The organism is Flammeovirga pacifica, assembly GCF_000807855.2.
Lineage (GTDB): Bacteria > Bacteroidota > Bacteroidia > Cytophagales > Flammeovirgaceae > Flammeovirga > Flammeovirga pacifica.
In genome coordinates this window covers 700,248-714,782 of sequence record NZ_JRYR02000001.1, presented here as the reverse complement: position 1 = coordinate 714,782, position 14,535 = coordinate 700,248, and the positions used below count along the sequence as shown (strand labels likewise).

Below are 14,535 nucleotides of genomic sequence, written 5' to 3'. Positions count from 1 at the left end.
TTTTTAGAATAATCACCCCATATTTGCACACCGAAATGGCGAGGTAGCTCAGTTGGTTAGAGCGTCGGATTCATAACCCGGAGGTCACGAGTTCAACTCTCGTTCTCGCTACAATGACTTAAATAAGTGCATTTGTCCGCACTACTTGGCGTGGTAGCGCAGTTGGTTAGAGCGTCGGATTCATAACCCGGAGGGCACGAGTTCAACTCTCGTTCTCGCTACGATGACATCAATAAGTGCATTTGTCCGCACTACTTGGCGTGGTAGCGCAGTTGGTTAGAGCGTCGGATTCATAACCCGGAGGGCACGAGTTCAACTCTCGTTCTCGCTACGATGACATCAATAAGTGCATTTGTCCGCACTACTTGGCGTGGTAGCGCAGTTGGTTAGAGCGTCGGATTCATAACCCGGAGGGCACGAGTTCAACTCTCGTTCTCGCTACGATGACTTAAATAAGTGCATTTGTCCGCACGACTCGGCGAGGTAGCTCAGTTGGTTAGAGCGTCGGATTCATAACCCGGAGGTCACGAGTTCAACTCTCGTTCTCGCTACAATAATTAGGTTGTCTTTTCATTAAGACAACCTTTTTTTATTTATAATAGTTAAGGTAATGACAAAAAAAGGCCTGCTACATCTATCAATGTAACAGGCCTTTTTATTTTTTATACTCAATTCTTATTGAATCATCATATCAGAAATAATCATTGTTGCTTCCTTAATGTAAGCATCTTTTTGGATGATTTCAGCCCATTTGCTTTCTGATTTTTGAATTACAGAATCAGGTTTCGAAGATGGGTAATGATCTTTCATTACTTTTACATCAAATTCTTCATGAACAGATTCAGCTTCTCTAAGCTTCTTAGACTCTTCGTCTAATTTCTTTTGCTCAGCTTTAAACTCCTCTAAATTTAATGTAAAGAATTTCTTTTCTTCTTGACGTTTCAGACGTTTCGCATTGGCTTCGATGATTTGGAAAACTTTATCTTTTTCCACACGAACTTCTGATTTAGCCTTAAGATCTGCTATTGGTAATTGCTCAGCCCACATATTGTATTTTGCCTTTTCAATGCTATCATGAGGAAGAACAAAAGGAAGATCCTCTTCTCCTACTTTTAAATAACCATAAGTATCAGGCAATAATAAGTCTGGAGTTACACCATCTACTTGAGTGGCTTCACCATTAATTCTATAGAATTTTTGGATCGTTAATTTTAAAGAACCTAATGGTTTTAAATCTTCCGATCTAGTCATTCTATCTAAATCAATAAATCTTTGAACGGTACCTTTACCAAAAGATCTAGAACCTAAAATAACAGCTCTACCATGATCTTGTAAGGCAGCTGAAACAATTTCTGATGCCGAAGCGGACATTCTATTGATCATTACTACTAATGGACCATCATATAGAATATTATTGTCCTCAGGTTTTAAAGTTTTTTGGCCAGCTCCTTTTGATTTCACTTGTACTACAGGTGATTTACCAACAAAATGACCTACAATTTGAACAGCATCCCCTAAAGAACCACCACCATTATTTCTTAAATCGAAAACGATACCATCAACATTTTGATTTTTTAATTTGATGATCTCTTGCTTAATATCGTTTCCACAGTTTCTACCATTTCTATCATTGAAATCAACATAGAAGCTTGGTAAGTCAATTAAACCAATCTTTTTGCCAGAATTTTCATCAACAATAATTGCTGATTTTGCATAAGATTCTTCGATGACAACCACATCACGAATAATTGGAACAACAGTAATTCTACCATCTGGCTTTCTTACTGTTAATCTAACTTCCGTTCCTTTTGGTCCTTTGATTAACTTAATAGCATTTTTTAAAGACATAGAGCTGATATCAACAGGCTCTTCTTCAGCTTGAGCAACTTTAAGGATGATATCATTTGCTTCTAAATCGCCTTGTTTCCAAGAAGCTGATCCAGTAATAATATTCACTACTTTCACTTCTCCTCCTGTTTGTTGAAGACGTGCTCCAATTCCTTCAAAATGACCTGAGATTTCGGTATCAAATTGTTCTTTCTTTTCTGGCGCAAAATATTCTGTATGTGGGCCATAAATAGAAATCATTGAATTTAGGTAATTAGCATAATGATCTTCTTCATCTTGCTTTTCCATGTAATCAAATACATCTCTATAGTTAGAAAGAACTTTTTCTCTTACATCAGCTTCAATTTCGTCGTAAGAAGTTGCCTTGTACTCTTCTCCTTTTTCCTCTGCATCTTTCTTTTTACTTTCTTCCGCTTTTAGCTTAGAGTTCATTCTTAAAAGAGCAGCATATTTTAATGTTTTTCTCCAACGAGTATAACGTTCTTTCTCATTTTTTGGAAACTTCATTTCATCAGCATCAAACTGAATAGTTTCTTTTTTGTTAAAATCGAAAGGTTTGGCAAGAATCTCTTCAGTAATCTTTTTTACTTCTTCTCTTCTTTCATCAAAAACTTTTACAGATAACTCATAAAGATCTGTTTCTCCGCTATTGATTACCTCATCATCTAGTTTATCCTCAGATTTTGCAAACTTTTTTATATCAGAGTTTAAAAAATACCTTTTATTAGGATCTAATATCTTTAAGTATTGTTGAAAAGCATTTTTACTAAAAGTATCGTCTATCTCTATAGAATTATAGTGTATTCTTTCTAAAGCTGTAAAAATCAGACTTCTCTTAATGATATTCTTATTGCTATTTTCGGGTGCATCAATTCTAGCTAAAATTGAAAATCCAAATAACCCCAACCCTACAAGTAGCACAGGTAAGAAAAGTGCCTTTTTTCTTTTTGACATATATAATTAATTTAATCTATGATATACTAATATATAGAGAAATATTGAATTACGAATTAATCCACTTGTTTTTTATACTTTTTCAATATTTCTAAGAAGCTTTTTGAGTCTCTATAACCCATAAAAACTTTTTCTTTACCATCTGGATGTAATACAATGATAGCTGGATAACTATTGATCTCATGCTTTTTCATGTATTCATCATAGGTATAATCTTTTCCTTTAAATGAAAATGAACCTTCTTTTTCAGGATTTAATTTTACAGCATGGTAATGCTCGTTTACATACTCAACAACTTCATCATGTTGAAATGTTTTTTTATCTAAAACTTTACACCAACCGCACCAATCTGTATAAACATCTACAAAAATTGGCTTATCATCTTTATCAGATTGATCTATAGCTGTATTAATATTTTTCCATTCGATAATTTCTTTGGCAGTAAAACTAAATGAAAAAAGAGTTATGATGAATAGGGATAATAAATATTTCATATGATAAGAATAAGTAATGACTTTACTCCATTGATATTAAAATCGAAATGGGTCTTATATCAAAAATAATAAAAAATAGTCACTCTTTAATAGTACGGATAAAATCTTTTTAAGATTCATTTAACCTATTATATCCGTAAAAAAAGAATTATTTGTAGATATAATGAATTACAAAAAGGAATCATTCATGAAATACATTTTATTTTTTAATTTTTTTTCACATGTTTACACTGAAAACAAAAAATTCCAAAAATAAAACCTTAATGAAAATCCAGAAAATCCTATTCATTTGCTTGATTTCAAGTTTCACTTTTGCAACATCAAACCTTTTCGCTCAAGATTCTACAGCAGTTAAACCACAAGGTCCATGGAAGAAAGAAGGTAAAATTGGTGCCAATCTTTCTAATGTAGGTCTAGTGAACTGGGCCGGTGGTGGTACTAGTTCATATTCTTTCGGTGGTACATTTATTTATAAATTATCTAGAGAAACCGATAATGCTATCACAAGAATACATACTGACATGGCTTATGGTATGATCAATCAATCGGAATCTACTTTTCCAATGAAAAAAACCGATGACCAATTAATCATTGGATTCGATTATAGTTATAAATGGAAAAAAAAGTTCTTGTTTACAGCTGCTATAGACTTCAGGTCTCAATTTGATAAAGGTTATGAATACAAAACAGAAGATATTCCTGACCCTTCGGACCCTAGTAAAACTATTAAACAAGAAACGGAGACTCAAATTTCAGCATTTATGGCTCCAGGTTATTTAAATGCTAACATTGGTATTACCTATACTCCTGCTAAATGGATTTATGCTACCTACTCTCCTGTGGCAAATAGAATGACGTTTGTTGCTGATACTGTTTTCTCTGAAAAATACGGTTTAAATGCTGGAGAGAAATTTAGAGATCAAACAGGTATGAATTTTAAACTTGGCATCAAAAAGGAAATCGTTAAAAATGTTGCTTTAACATCTACATATAACATGTTTGCACAATATGATCGTTTAGGCGAATGGGTAGTCAATTGGGACTTACTAATCGATATGAAAGTCAACAATTGGTTATCATGTAATTTTGGAACACAATTAATTTACGATCCAGACGTTCAAGTTAATAAAGACGATAACACAACAGGTCAAGCTATTCAATTTAAACACGCCTTAAATATTGGTATAGTTTATACGCTTCACCAAAAAAAGGATAAAAAAGAGAAGAAAAAATAATTGAATCACTCCTTATGGGATGATTCATATGAAAGATTATATTAAGCTCAATCTAAATCTATTACGACAAAAAAAAACGATTGCATTAACTTGCGATCGTTTTTTTTACTTCAAATGAAGGGTGATTTTCTTCTTTATCTTCAACATTTAAATGATTCATTTTAGGCTCTTCTTTCGGACCTGTCATCATAAACCCCAAAAGACCTAGAGCAAAAAGAATCGGCATTGAGATGAGAATAATGCCAATAATTAATTCCATAATTAGAAAAGTAGTTTAAGTGTATTTGTAAATATAACACTTAAACTACTTATTTACAATTATTGACAATTAGTGTACGAGAATGTTTCGCTATAAGTCTCACGAATCACATCTGTATAATCTTCTTTGTAACTTGATGAAACAGGGTAGTTTTTATCATTTACTTCATAATTAAATTCCATGATGTAATCTTTAGGAATCCAATCAGTATAATCATAATCTTCTCTTTGAGGATTATATTGATACAATCTGAAAAATTCACTGATACTGCTACTAAGTTTACTTGGGTCACCATAAATATCATATGAACCAGCTTCTATTATAGAGATGATATAAAATACCATACCTTGAGTAGGGTTTCTCATTTCATCATTATATCTAAACTCGTTGTAGGCAGCTTCAAAATCACCATCCATATATGCCATTTTAGACACATCACCCATGTCATTATAAGTCATTTTTAAGTAATCTATATCTTCTTTTGGTGAAGAAACATCTTCAGCGTTTACTATATATTCTACTCTATTTTGGGCATCATATTCAAATACTAGTTCAAATGTCGAACCTGTTGTTGAAGATCCTTTTAAAGAATATAATCTACCATCAACATTAACAATTTCTAAAAGCTCTTCTGTTCCCGATGAAACATTTGAAAAAGTTCCGTCTGAATTGTAAGAGAAATCAATTTTGTAAGCTCTAGTTTGACTTTGTCTTACGTAATTCGTATCAAGAACAGTGTATTCTAAATCATATGTATATGACGTTAACTGCGATTCTGTATATTCATAATCTTTATTGATTTCAATATATCTAAAATTAACACTCGCACTATCTAGACTTTGAACATAAGTATAAGAAGACAAACTACAATCTCCAGTAATCGGAGATGTATTGAAGAACTCATTTTCATCTTCTGATTCATCACAAGAGAAAGCTAAGATTGATAAGCTGAAAATTAGGGCATATCTAATGAGTTTGTACATTATATAAGAGTTTAATTGATAAATATTTTAACGTTTATTTAATAATACCTATAATTTTTAATTTTCTAAAACATTTATCTTGTGAAGTTCATTTTTGACAAATAAATACAACACGTTATAATAATAATACAAACCTCAATTGAACTATTTCAAGGTTCTCTTTATAACTAAAAGTTATATCTGTATAATAAATGATAATAAAGTAGTGATTTATTCAACTTTTTTAGTCCCTTATTGTGGTAGGGTATTGATTTTTTATATTTAAGTATACACCTTTGTAAAAGTAGAAGATCAAAATAAACTTTTATTCATGATCTTAGTTTAGTTGTGTAACAAACAAAACGTCTCATATCGTTAGCGAACCACTAACCAAAAGACGCTTTTTAAAACATAAAATTTCAATATGGCGATCATTATCACCGACGAATGTATTAACTGTGGAGCTTGTGAACCAGAATGCCCAAACACTGCCATCTATGAAGGTGGAGTTGAATGGACTTGGGGTGACGGCACAAGTTTAACTTCTATTGAATTAGAAGATGGTACCTCTATTGAAGGAGATGCAGATCAAGAACCTGTTTCTGATGAGTTCTATTACATCGTTCCTGATAAGTGTACTGAATGTATCGGTTTCCATGAAGAACCACAGTGTGCTGCTGTATGTCCTGTAGATTGTTGTGTAGACGATCCTGACTACAGAGAGTCTGAAGAAGAACTTACAGCAAAAAAAGAATGGCTGCATGACGAATAAGTCAAGCAAAAAAAATAAAGGGAAGCAAATTGCTTCCCTTTTTTATTTATTCTTCATCAAACCAACTACTGTACATCACATAATTATTTGCCGTTCTTTCAAAAACAGCCTTTAATTTATCATCTAATGGTTTAATCTTTTTGGCTGGTATTCCAGCATATAAATATCCTGATTCTAATCTAGCATTTTGTAAAACTACTGCTCCTGCTGCAATCAAAACGTTTTCTTCTACTACAGCATCATCCATAACAATTGCTCCCATTCCTACTAGTACATTATCATGAATAGTACAGCCATGTACTAAAGCATTATGACCAATTGAAACATTATTACCTAAGGTAGTAGCAGACGTTTGATAAGTAGCATGGATAACCGCACCATCTTGAATGTTACATTTATCTCCAATTTTGATAGTATTTACATCCCCTCTTACAACTGCACTAAACCACACACTACAATCTTTCCCCATTGTAACATCTCCTACAACAGTACAATTTTCTGCTAAGAAACAATTCTCTCCAATTTCGGGAGCAACTCCTTTTACTTTTTTAATTAGTGCCATATATCATTTATAAATTTTTGAATTTAATTTTTACACAATGTAATTAATGCCTACTGTTTAAATCAATGTTTTTCATCACTAAACTTGTAAATTTTTAATGACTTTAAAATTAAGTTATATCCTTATAAGCTCTTTAAGAAGACTTAATAAAAGGCTACTTATCATATATTGTTTTCATACGTTTGAGTTTTAAATCACTTAATCATTAAATTTTTTAAACTCTATCTTTTTTATTCATGAAAACACTTTTTTTTATTAATTTTACAGATTGAAAATTTAACTAATTAGACAAGTCAGATAACACAATAATGGCAAGAATTCTAACAGGAGTACAAAGTTCTGGCAGACAACATTTAGGAAATGTTCTAGGTGCAATCGAACCTGCTATCGAACTATCAAAATCAAGTGACAACGAAGCATTCTTCTTTATCGCTGATCTACATTCTATGACAACCATAAAGGATGCAGAAACTAGAAAAGAAAATGTATATGCAACTGCTGCTGCTTGGCTTTCTTTAGGTTTCGATACTAATAAGAATATCTTTTATCGTCAATCTAAAATTCCTGAAGTTTGTGAATTAACGTGGTATTTAAGTTGTCTTACTCCTTTTCCAATGTTGGCTAATGCCCATTCATTTAAAGATAAATCAGACAAATTAAGTGATGTGAATGCAGGTTTATTTACATATCCTGTATTAATGGCATGTGATATCATTTTATATGATGCCGAAAAAGTGCCTGTTGGAAAAGACCAGAAGCAACATTTAGAAATTACTAGAGATATTACTTCTGCATTTAATAGAACTTACGGAGAAACATTTGTTAGTCCAGAAGCTGTTATCAATGAACAATTGATGACTATTCCTGGTACAGATGGCAGTAAAATGAGTAAATCATATGGAAATGTGATTGACATTTTTCTACCTAAAAAACAATTGAAAAAACAAGTAATGGGAATCCAAACAGATTCTACTCCTTTAGAAGAACCTAAAAATCCTGATACTTGTAATGTTTTTGCTTTATATAAATTAATGGCCTCTGAAGGGCAAATTGCTGAAATGAGAGCTAATTATGAAGGCGGTAACTATGGTTATGGTCATGCTAAAACAGCCTTATTAAACTTGATCTTGGATAGGTATGAAACTGCTAGAGAAAAGTTTGATTATTATATGTCTAATTTAGACGAATTAGAAAAAGAACTTAGCGTAGGTGAAGAAAAAGCAAGACGAATTGCTCACAAAAAATTAGCTGAAGTTCGAACAATTGTTGGTTACTAATATTTAAAAATAGATTTAAAATGAAATTTACAGCCTCAACATCTACCATTCTGAAGCAAATTCAGATGCTAAATGGGGTCATTCCTAATAATCCATCTATGCCTATTCTTGAAAATTTCCTTTTCGAGATCTCAGGTGGTTTACTAAGAATTACTGCATCTGACATGCATACAACAATTATTTCTGAAATTAATGTTGAAGCAGACTCTGATGGAAATGTAGCTATTCCTGCAAGAATGTTAACTGATACCCTGAAAAACTTACCAGAGCAACCAGTTACTTTCTCTATTGATTTTGACACCTACACTATTGAAATCGCCTCTGATAACGGTAGATATAAATTAGCAGGTGAAAACGCTGAAGATTATCCTTCAAATCCAAATATTGATATGTCAAGTGCATTATCAATGTCTTCTATTACTTTATTAGATGCCATTGGATTTACTCTATTCGCAACGAGTAGCGATGACATGAAACCAAACATGAATGGCGTCTTCTTTAATTTAACTGAAGAGCATTCTGATTTTGTAGCTACAGATTCACATCGTTTAGTTAGATACAGAAGAAATGACATTGAGGTTTCTGGAATGATGCAACCTATCATTTTAGGAAAAAAAGCACTGACTCAATTAAAGAATATCTTACCTGCAGATGAAACAAATGTATCTTTAGAGTTTAATGAGCAATATGCTGTATTTACTTTTGGTACAATGCGTCTAATCTCTAGATTAATTGATGAGAGATTCCCAGATTATGAAAATGTAATTCCTTTAAACAACAATAATTTAGTAACACTTGATCGTCAAGCTTTATTAGGTTGTTTAAAACGTATTGTTATTTACGCTAACAAAACAACTAATCAAGTTCGTTTTAAGGTTCAAGACAATGAATTATTTGTTTCTGCGGAAGATTTAGACTTTTCTAATGAAGCTAAAGAACGTTTATTCTGTGAACATGATGGTGAAGATTTAGAAATTGGTTTTAACGCTAAGTTTTTAATCGAAATATTGAACAATATTTCTTCTGATCGTGTAACATTAAGACTATCTGAGCCAGGTATGGCAGGTCTTATTGTTCCTGAAGATCAACCAGAAACAGAAGATGTTCTTATGTTAGTGATGCCTATCATGTTACATAACTTTTCTTACTAACCTTAGTTCAACAACTTAGGTCTTTAAATATTCTTTTTTCACTAATTGGAATATTATAGTTTAAGGAAATCATCTTAAAAAATAGATCAAATAAAAAGGCTATCTCAAAATTTTGAGATAGCCTTTTTACTTTTTGAAAAGGAAGCTTTACAATTTCAAGCCCATTATTGTAATGTCGTCTCTTTGTTCCACCCCTCCTTGTTGGTGTTGATCTAAAGTTGATTCTAGTAATTTCTTTTGCTCATCCATTGACAGGTTAGCATTATTACTGAGTAAGTTTTTCAACTTCAATGAACCAATTTTTTCTCTACCAATATTATTTTGATCTACAAACCCATCAGAAGTAAGATAAATGATATCGTTTTTCTTTAATTTGAATTTCGTAGATGTAAATTCTTTTACTCGACGAGTTGAATAACCAATAGATTTATTATCTCCATTCATTACGTTTAACTCATGCTGATCTTGATGATAAACATATAATGGACGTTTTGCTCCAGTAAATTCAATATCCATCTCATCATTCTCCCCTTCTTCAATACTGATTAAAGCTAAATCCATACCGTCATCATTTAAAGACTCTTCTTGTCTTAGAGAATCTTGTACACCTTCATTCAGTGCATTGAGGATATCTACTGTAGGAATTTTTGTCTTAGTGTTAGTAATATCATTTAGTAATGCATTACCAATCATAGACATAAATGCACCTGGAACACCATGTCCTGTACAATCAACAACTGCCACTAACTTCCTAACTTTACCATCAACATTCTTTTCTTTGTACCAATAGAAATCTCCTGATACTAATTCTTTAGATCTATAAAGTAAGAATAAGTCGTTAAAGCTTTGTTTTAATATTTTATCTGAAGGTAAAATCGCATTTTGGAGAGTCTTAGCATAACGCATACTATCGTAAATACTCTTATTTTTCTCCTTTAATTCTTTAAATGCAATATTATTGGATACCGCAATTGATGCATAAGAAGCCAATGACTTTAATGTAGAAACATTTAATTCTTCATATTGATTTTCATTGACAGCCTGAATTGTTATCACTCCAATCGCTTTAGAATCAATTATTAATGGCATGTAAATTACCGACTTGTTTCTACTACTTAAACTCTCTTTTGATTGTGGTATATAAAGATTTGTTTCTGTATCGAAATTGTTGATAATCAACTCTACTTCATTATTAAAACACCAAGATGCAAGACTATAAGGATTATCGATTGATTCTGAATAGAATGTTTCAACACCCAAATCCGATACTTGGTTTCTAAACTCAATACGTCTTTCTAATTTATTATAGACTCCAATACCAAATGTTGATGAAGGTAATAATTCATTTACACTCTCTTGAAGTTCTACCATATGATTCTCAAAATCTAATTGAGAGGTGAATTTTTGACCAATATCTTTTACCGAAAGCATTTCTTCATGTGATTTAATCACATCATCTTTTGCTTCTTGTAATCTTTCGGTCACCTCTCTAAGATCATCACGTTGTTCTTTTAATTTCTGAAGGTTCTTATAGAAAATAAAGATGAGGATTAATGAAATGGCTGCAATAATAAAATATAGCATTCTTTCCTTTTCAACCGACTCCTTTTCTATCTCGATCTGCTCAATCGTTGTTGTCTGCTGATTTATCTGAGACCTCATTCTTTCCATCATTTGATTTGTTTTGAATTGTGCATCTTCATAAGCCAATTCATTTTCAATCAATGAGGTAGTTAATCGTTCTAGATATGCTTTTAAGGCCGCCTCTTTCTTTCTTGAATCTTGATCTTTTTCCAGTTTTTCAGAAATCTTTTGAATCTCTTTTCTAAGACTCACTCCTGTTTCTTGTAATATTTGCTTTTCAGCTTCTAACGTATTGAAAACTGTTTGGAAGTTTTCTGAATACTCAATATTAGGTTCTTGTTTGAGACCGCCGTTTTCATCATTATTACTGATGTAAACAAACATATAATTATCTTCATAATCATATTTTGTTTTCACAATCTCATAGTTATCTATAGTTAGTGTATTCTCATTTAACGAATCAGCATAAACTTCAAATTCACCATTTCTATCTGTAACAAATTCTTGTTGATCTACATTGACCAATAATGAATCTGCTGGGGATATATCTTCATCATAGACTACAACTACTAAAATTGGATCTAAAAAAATATCTTCTTCTTTCTCTTCTACTAGTGTAGTTGCTTTTAATTTTGTCTTTGTTGAATTTTTAGCAATTACTGTTGGTTTTTCTGGAGAGTTTTTATCTTCTGGAAGATTTATCGTTACATTATTTAGCTGTTTACTAAAAAAGAATTGACTAGAAGAAACAGGTTCTCCATCTACAAGAAAAACAGTAGAAGTTTTAACAATAAATTTACGGCTTACTTTAAGTTTAAATTTACCATCAATATTTGTTTTTACGGCTGTAAATGGGGCTCCACTTACTTTTACCAATTTATTTTTAAGAGGCTTTTTACCTTTTAATACAGTACCTTCTATATAAACTGGAGCATAGGATAATAAGACAGTAATCTTGTTAGGTCCATTAGTGGCCCAAGTCTGCATTTTATACCCTGTCTTTATTACATTAATATTTTTGATCTTATTCTTATCAGCAGTTTCAAAAGTGAATTGCCCTTTAAGATTTGAGGTTGACACTTTCTGGCCATCCACATATACAACTGCAGATGATACTCCATTGTGGTCCTCATCGAGAACTACCCCTTTAATGGTCTGATTTTGCGCAATAGCTAAGTATGGAACAAAAAAAATCAGAGTAAAAAAGAATAATTTGTTAAATAGTTTATTAACCTCCATTCTGAGATCTAAATATTAAAAAATTGTAAATATCTTATTCGCTACTAAGCAAATATAAACTTTTTGATTAAATATAGTATCAATTATTACTGAAGTATTTAATATCAAATATTAAAGTCTTCAGTAATTAAGGAAAGTAAATTAAGACTATTATGATCTTGATACACCATTTCTTTACCCGTATTATTCACGTGCCATTCTAGAAGTTCTTTATTATCAGCTAGCTTTAAAGTAATATGGATCATCGGATTATCATTTTCCACACATCCCTCCGATATCAATTTTTTATGTAGCCAATGAACTCTAACTTCTAAATCTTGACTTCCTATATAATCTGCTTTACTTACGTCTAATTTTATGCCAAAAGAAAACCTTTTTTCAAATGAACAAAAATTAAAAACTCCACTTTTAGTATCAAAACCAACAAAATTAGAGTTGAATACCTCATTAATATTGTTATTTGCTATAATAACATCTGGAGTTCCGTATATACACTTACTTTCCTGAAGCAACCATAAATAATCTGCTACTTGTAGGCACATTTCTATTTCATGCGTCGAAAGTAAGATAGTTTTATTCTGTTTTCGTGCTATCTGTTTCAAAAGTTGAAATATTTCAACTCTATTAGGTAAATCTAAATGAGCTGTAGATTCATCTAAAAAAATGATTGGAGTATCTTGTGCCAAAGCTCTTGCTATCATGACCTTTTGCCTTTCTCCATCACTCAACGTATTCACGTCCCGATCTTTAAGATGTGATGCATTTACATTATCAAGAGATTCATTTACTTTCTGAAGATCCTTTTCAGAGGATTTTCCCCACCAATTTATATAGGGATAACGCCCTAACATCACTACTTCTTTGGCTGTTAATCTACCATTTAATTGAACATTAGGTAATACAAAACTAATCAATTTAGAGCGATCAACATTCGACATCTGATGCACTAATTGATCGTCGATTAACACTTCACCACTTAACGGCTCAAGGTCTCCAGACAACGTTTTTAATAAGGTTGATTTACCAATACCATTGCGTCCAATTAAGGCCACAAAATCTCCTGATGATAAACTTAAAGAGGGATAATGCCCTACTTTATGGCTCTCCTTATTTTTTTGATGATACCCTGTAATTAAATCGTTTATCTTTAAAGTAATCATGATGACTTTCTACCTTTTAACATGGCTAAAATAACAATTGGAGCACCAATCAAGGATGTTATTGAGTTTATTGGCAATACTATTCCTGACTCACTAATATGAGAAATTGTGTCACAACCAAGCATTGCTATCGCTCCAATAAATGCTGACAATGGGAGTAATTTAAAATGATCTGATGTTCTTACCAATACTCTTGCTAAGTGTGGGGCTGCAATGCCTATAAAACCAATTGGACCACAGAATCCTGTGACACTTCCTGCCAATAAACTAGCAGCCAAAATAGTTAAAAAACGATACCTTTTTAATGACAACCCCATTGATATTGCATAATGTTCTCCAAGGATCATCAGGTTCATTGATTTACATAATGTCACACTTATAATTATGCCTACAAATATGATAATCATCATCACGATAATCTGATCGTACACTATACCTCCTAAACTGCCAAAAGTCCAAAGTATATATTCTTGTAAAGCATCTGGGCTAGAAAAGTATTGAGCTACTCCTACAAGAGAAGATGCTAATGCTCCGACCATAATACCAACTATAAGTAATGCTATATTATCTTTTAAATTATGTGCTATAATCAAAATGATCATCATGACTAAACCTGCTCCGATAGAAGAAGCTAAAATAGTAAGCCAAGCACCATAAGATTGTAAATAAGCAGAAGTACCGATACCTAAACCTGCCGATAATGACACAAAAGCAACACCTAAGGAGGCTCCAGAATTAATCCCTAAAACAGAGGGTCCTGCCATAGGGTTCCTAAATAAAGCTTGCATTAATAACCCACTAATAGATAATGCGACACCTGCCAAAACAGCAACTATTGCCTTAGGTAACCTTATTAAAGAAAAAATTGTATATATTCCATTAGTTTCTTCTGATGGGTGTATCACAGCATTAATGATACTGCTCAATGAAATCTCGGAAGAACCAATACTGATATTCAGTAAAAAAAAAGGTATTATTGCTAATCCTAAGAAAGCTATTCTAAAGGGAATTGACTTTGTTTTCTCAATCATACTGCGA

The 14,535-nt window shown here is 32.1% G+C and carries 12 protein-coding genes and 5 tRNA genes; 9 read left to right on the top strand and 8 right to left on the bottom strand.

Annotation, left to right across the window (positions count from 1 at the left end):
* The first annotated feature begins 37 nt into the window (after window positions 1-37).
* The 5 genes from NH26_RS02910 to NH26_RS02890 all read left to right on the top strand — a co-directional run bounded on the left by NH26_RS02910 (window position 38) and on the right by NH26_RS02890 (window position 551).
* Window positions 38-111 (top strand) — tRNA-Met (locus NH26_RS02910).
* Window positions 112-147: 36 nt separating this feature from the next.
* A tRNA-Met gene (locus NH26_RS02905) sits at window positions 148-221 on the top strand.
* 36 nt (window positions 222-257) lie between these two features.
* Window positions 258-331, top strand: a tRNA-Met gene (locus NH26_RS02900).
* Window positions 332-367: 36 nt separating this feature from the next.
* Window positions 368-441: transfer RNA gene (locus tag NH26_RS02895), tRNA-Met, on the top strand.
* A 36-nt stretch (window positions 442-477) separates the two neighbouring features.
* Window positions 478-551, top strand: a tRNA-Met gene (locus NH26_RS02890).
* Between the two features lie 124 nt (window positions 552-675).
* Here NH26_RS02890 and NH26_RS02885 read toward each other — a convergent pair.
* Both NH26_RS02885 and NH26_RS02880 read right to left on the bottom strand, forming a co-directional pair.
* Entirely contained in the window at window positions 676-2,802 is a 2,127-nt protein-coding gene (locus tag NH26_RS02885; RefSeq protein ID WP_071397062.1) for a carboxy terminal-processing peptidase, read from the bottom strand.
* 56 nt (window positions 2,803-2,858) lie between these two features.
* Window positions 2,859-3,296: a thioredoxin family protein gene (locus NH26_RS02880; protein WP_044223956.1), complete on the bottom strand. Its 438-nt coding sequence runs from the start codon at window positions 3,294-3,296 to the stop codon at window positions 2,859-2,861.
* Window positions 3,297-3,559: 263 nt separating this feature from the next.
* Between NH26_RS02880 and NH26_RS02875 the strand changes: the two genes are divergently transcribed.
* Window positions 3,560-4,531 carry a DUF3078 domain-containing protein gene (locus tag NH26_RS02875; protein ID WP_158021872.1) on the top strand — a complete coding sequence of 324 codons (972 nt, stop codon included), beginning with the start codon at window positions 3,560-3,562 and terminating at the stop codon, window positions 4,529-4,531.
* An 85-nt stretch (window positions 4,532-4,616) separates the two neighbouring features.
* Here NH26_RS02875 and NH26_RS25355 read toward each other — a convergent pair whose 3' ends face one another.
* Together NH26_RS25355 and NH26_RS02870 are read right to left on the bottom strand one after the other, a co-directional pair.
* Entirely contained in the window at window positions 4,617-4,790 is a 174-nt protein-coding gene (locus tag NH26_RS25355) for a hypothetical protein (RefSeq protein ID WP_158021871.1), read from the bottom strand.
* A 59-nt stretch (window positions 4,791-4,849) separates the two neighbouring features.
* The gene (locus NH26_RS02870) at window positions 4,850-5,773 is read right to left on the bottom strand and encodes a hypothetical protein (RefSeq protein ID WP_044223954.1); all 924 of its coding nucleotides are present in this window, start codon (window positions 5,771-5,773) and stop codon (window positions 4,850-4,852) included.
* A 403-nt stretch (window positions 5,774-6,176) separates the two neighbouring features.
* Here NH26_RS02870 and NH26_RS02865 point away from each other — a divergent pair, with 403 nt between their 5' ends.
* Window positions 6,177-6,524 (top strand): 4Fe-4S dicluster domain-containing protein, encoded by a 348-nt coding sequence (locus NH26_RS02865; RefSeq protein ID WP_044223953.1) that lies wholly within the window; start codon window positions 6,177-6,179, stop codon window positions 6,522-6,524.
* 46 nt (window positions 6,525-6,570) lie between these two features.
* On the opposite strand, the gene NH26_RS02860 is transcribed toward NH26_RS02865, so the two are convergent.
* Window positions 6,571-7,086, bottom strand: a complete 516-nt coding sequence (locus tag NH26_RS02860; RefSeq protein WP_044223952.1) for a gamma carbonic anhydrase family protein — start codon at window positions 7,084-7,086, stop codon at window positions 6,571-6,573.
* A 308-nt stretch (window positions 7,087-7,394) separates the two neighbouring features.
* On the opposite strand from NH26_RS02860, the gene trpS reads away from it, so the two are divergent.
* Entirely contained in the window at window positions 7,395-8,363 is a 969-nt protein-coding gene (gene trpS / locus NH26_RS02855; protein WP_044223950.1) for a tryptophan--tRNA ligase, read from the top strand.
* 20 nt (window positions 8,364-8,383) lie between these two features.
* Window positions 8,384-9,514, top strand: coding sequence for a DNA polymerase III subunit beta (gene dnaN, locus NH26_RS02850; protein WP_044223949.1), 1,131 nt, complete (start codon window positions 8,384-8,386; stop codon window positions 9,512-9,514).
* A 147-nt stretch (window positions 9,515-9,661) separates the two neighbouring features.
* On the opposite strand, the gene NH26_RS02845 is transcribed toward dnaN, so the two are convergent.
* The 3 genes from NH26_RS02845 to NH26_RS02835 all read right to left on the bottom strand — a co-directional run bounded on the left by NH26_RS02845 (window position 9,662) and on the right by NH26_RS02835 (window position 14,528).
* Window positions 9,662-12,337, bottom strand: coding sequence for a SpoIIE family protein phosphatase (locus NH26_RS02845; RefSeq protein ID WP_044223947.1), 2,676 nt, complete (start codon window positions 12,335-12,337; stop codon window positions 9,662-9,664).
* Window positions 12,338-12,441: 104 nt separating this feature from the next.
* Window positions 12,442-13,497 (bottom strand): ABC transporter ATP-binding protein, encoded by a 1,056-nt coding sequence (locus tag NH26_RS02840; RefSeq protein WP_052432028.1) that lies wholly within the window; start codon window positions 13,495-13,497, stop codon window positions 12,442-12,444.
* Window positions 13,494-14,528, bottom strand: coding sequence for an iron ABC transporter permease (locus NH26_RS02835; protein ID WP_044223946.1), 1,035 nt, complete (start codon window positions 14,526-14,528; stop codon window positions 13,494-13,496). Before NH26_RS02835 ends, NH26_RS02840 begins: the two co-directional genes overlap by 4 nt.
* Between the last annotated feature and the right edge of the window lie 7 nt (window positions 14,529-14,535).

Bases quoted from the DNA above. Each gene is read 5' to 3' on its own strand.
- NH26_RS02885 (WP_071397062.1), bottom strand. From the start codon at position 2,802: ATGTCAAAAAGAAAAAAGGCACTTTTCTTACCTGTGCTACTTGTAGGG.
- NH26_RS02880 (WP_044223956.1), bottom strand. From the start codon at position 3,296: ATGAAATATTTATTATCCCTATTCATCATAACTCTTTTTTCATTTAGT.
- NH26_RS02875 (WP_158021872.1), top strand. From the start codon at position 3,560: ATGAAAATCCAGAAAATCCTATTCATTTGCTTGATTTCAAGTTTCACT.
- NH26_RS25355 (WP_158021871.1), bottom strand. From the start codon at position 4,790: ATGGAATTAATTATTGGCATTATTCTCATCTCAATGCCGATTCTTTTT.
- NH26_RS02870 (WP_044223954.1), bottom strand. From the start codon at position 5,773: ATGTACAAACTCATTAGATATGCCCTAATTTTCAGCTTATCAATCTTA.
- NH26_RS02865 (WP_044223953.1), top strand. From the start codon at position 6,177: ATGGCGATCATTATCACCGACGAATGTATTAACTGTGGAGCTTGTGAA.
- NH26_RS02860 (WP_044223952.1), bottom strand. From the start codon at position 7,086: ATGGCACTAATTAAAAAAGTAAAAGGAGTTGCTCCCGAAATTGGAGAG.
- trpS (WP_044223950.1), top strand. From the start codon at position 7,395: ATGGCAAGAATTCTAACAGGAGTACAAAGTTCTGGCAGACAACATTTA.
- dnaN (WP_044223949.1), top strand. From the start codon at position 8,384: ATGAAATTTACAGCCTCAACATCTACCATTCTGAAGCAAATTCAGATG.
- NH26_RS02845 (WP_044223947.1), bottom strand. From the start codon at position 12,337: ATGGAGGTTAATAAACTATTTAACAAATTATTCTTTTTTACTCTGATT.
- NH26_RS02840 (WP_052432028.1), bottom strand. From the start codon at position 13,497: ATGATTACTTTAAAGATAAACGATTTAATTACAGGGTATCATCAAAAA.
- NH26_RS02835 (WP_044223946.1), bottom strand. From the start codon at position 14,528: ATGATTGAGAAAACAAAGTCAATTCCCTTTAGAATAGCTTTCTTAGGA.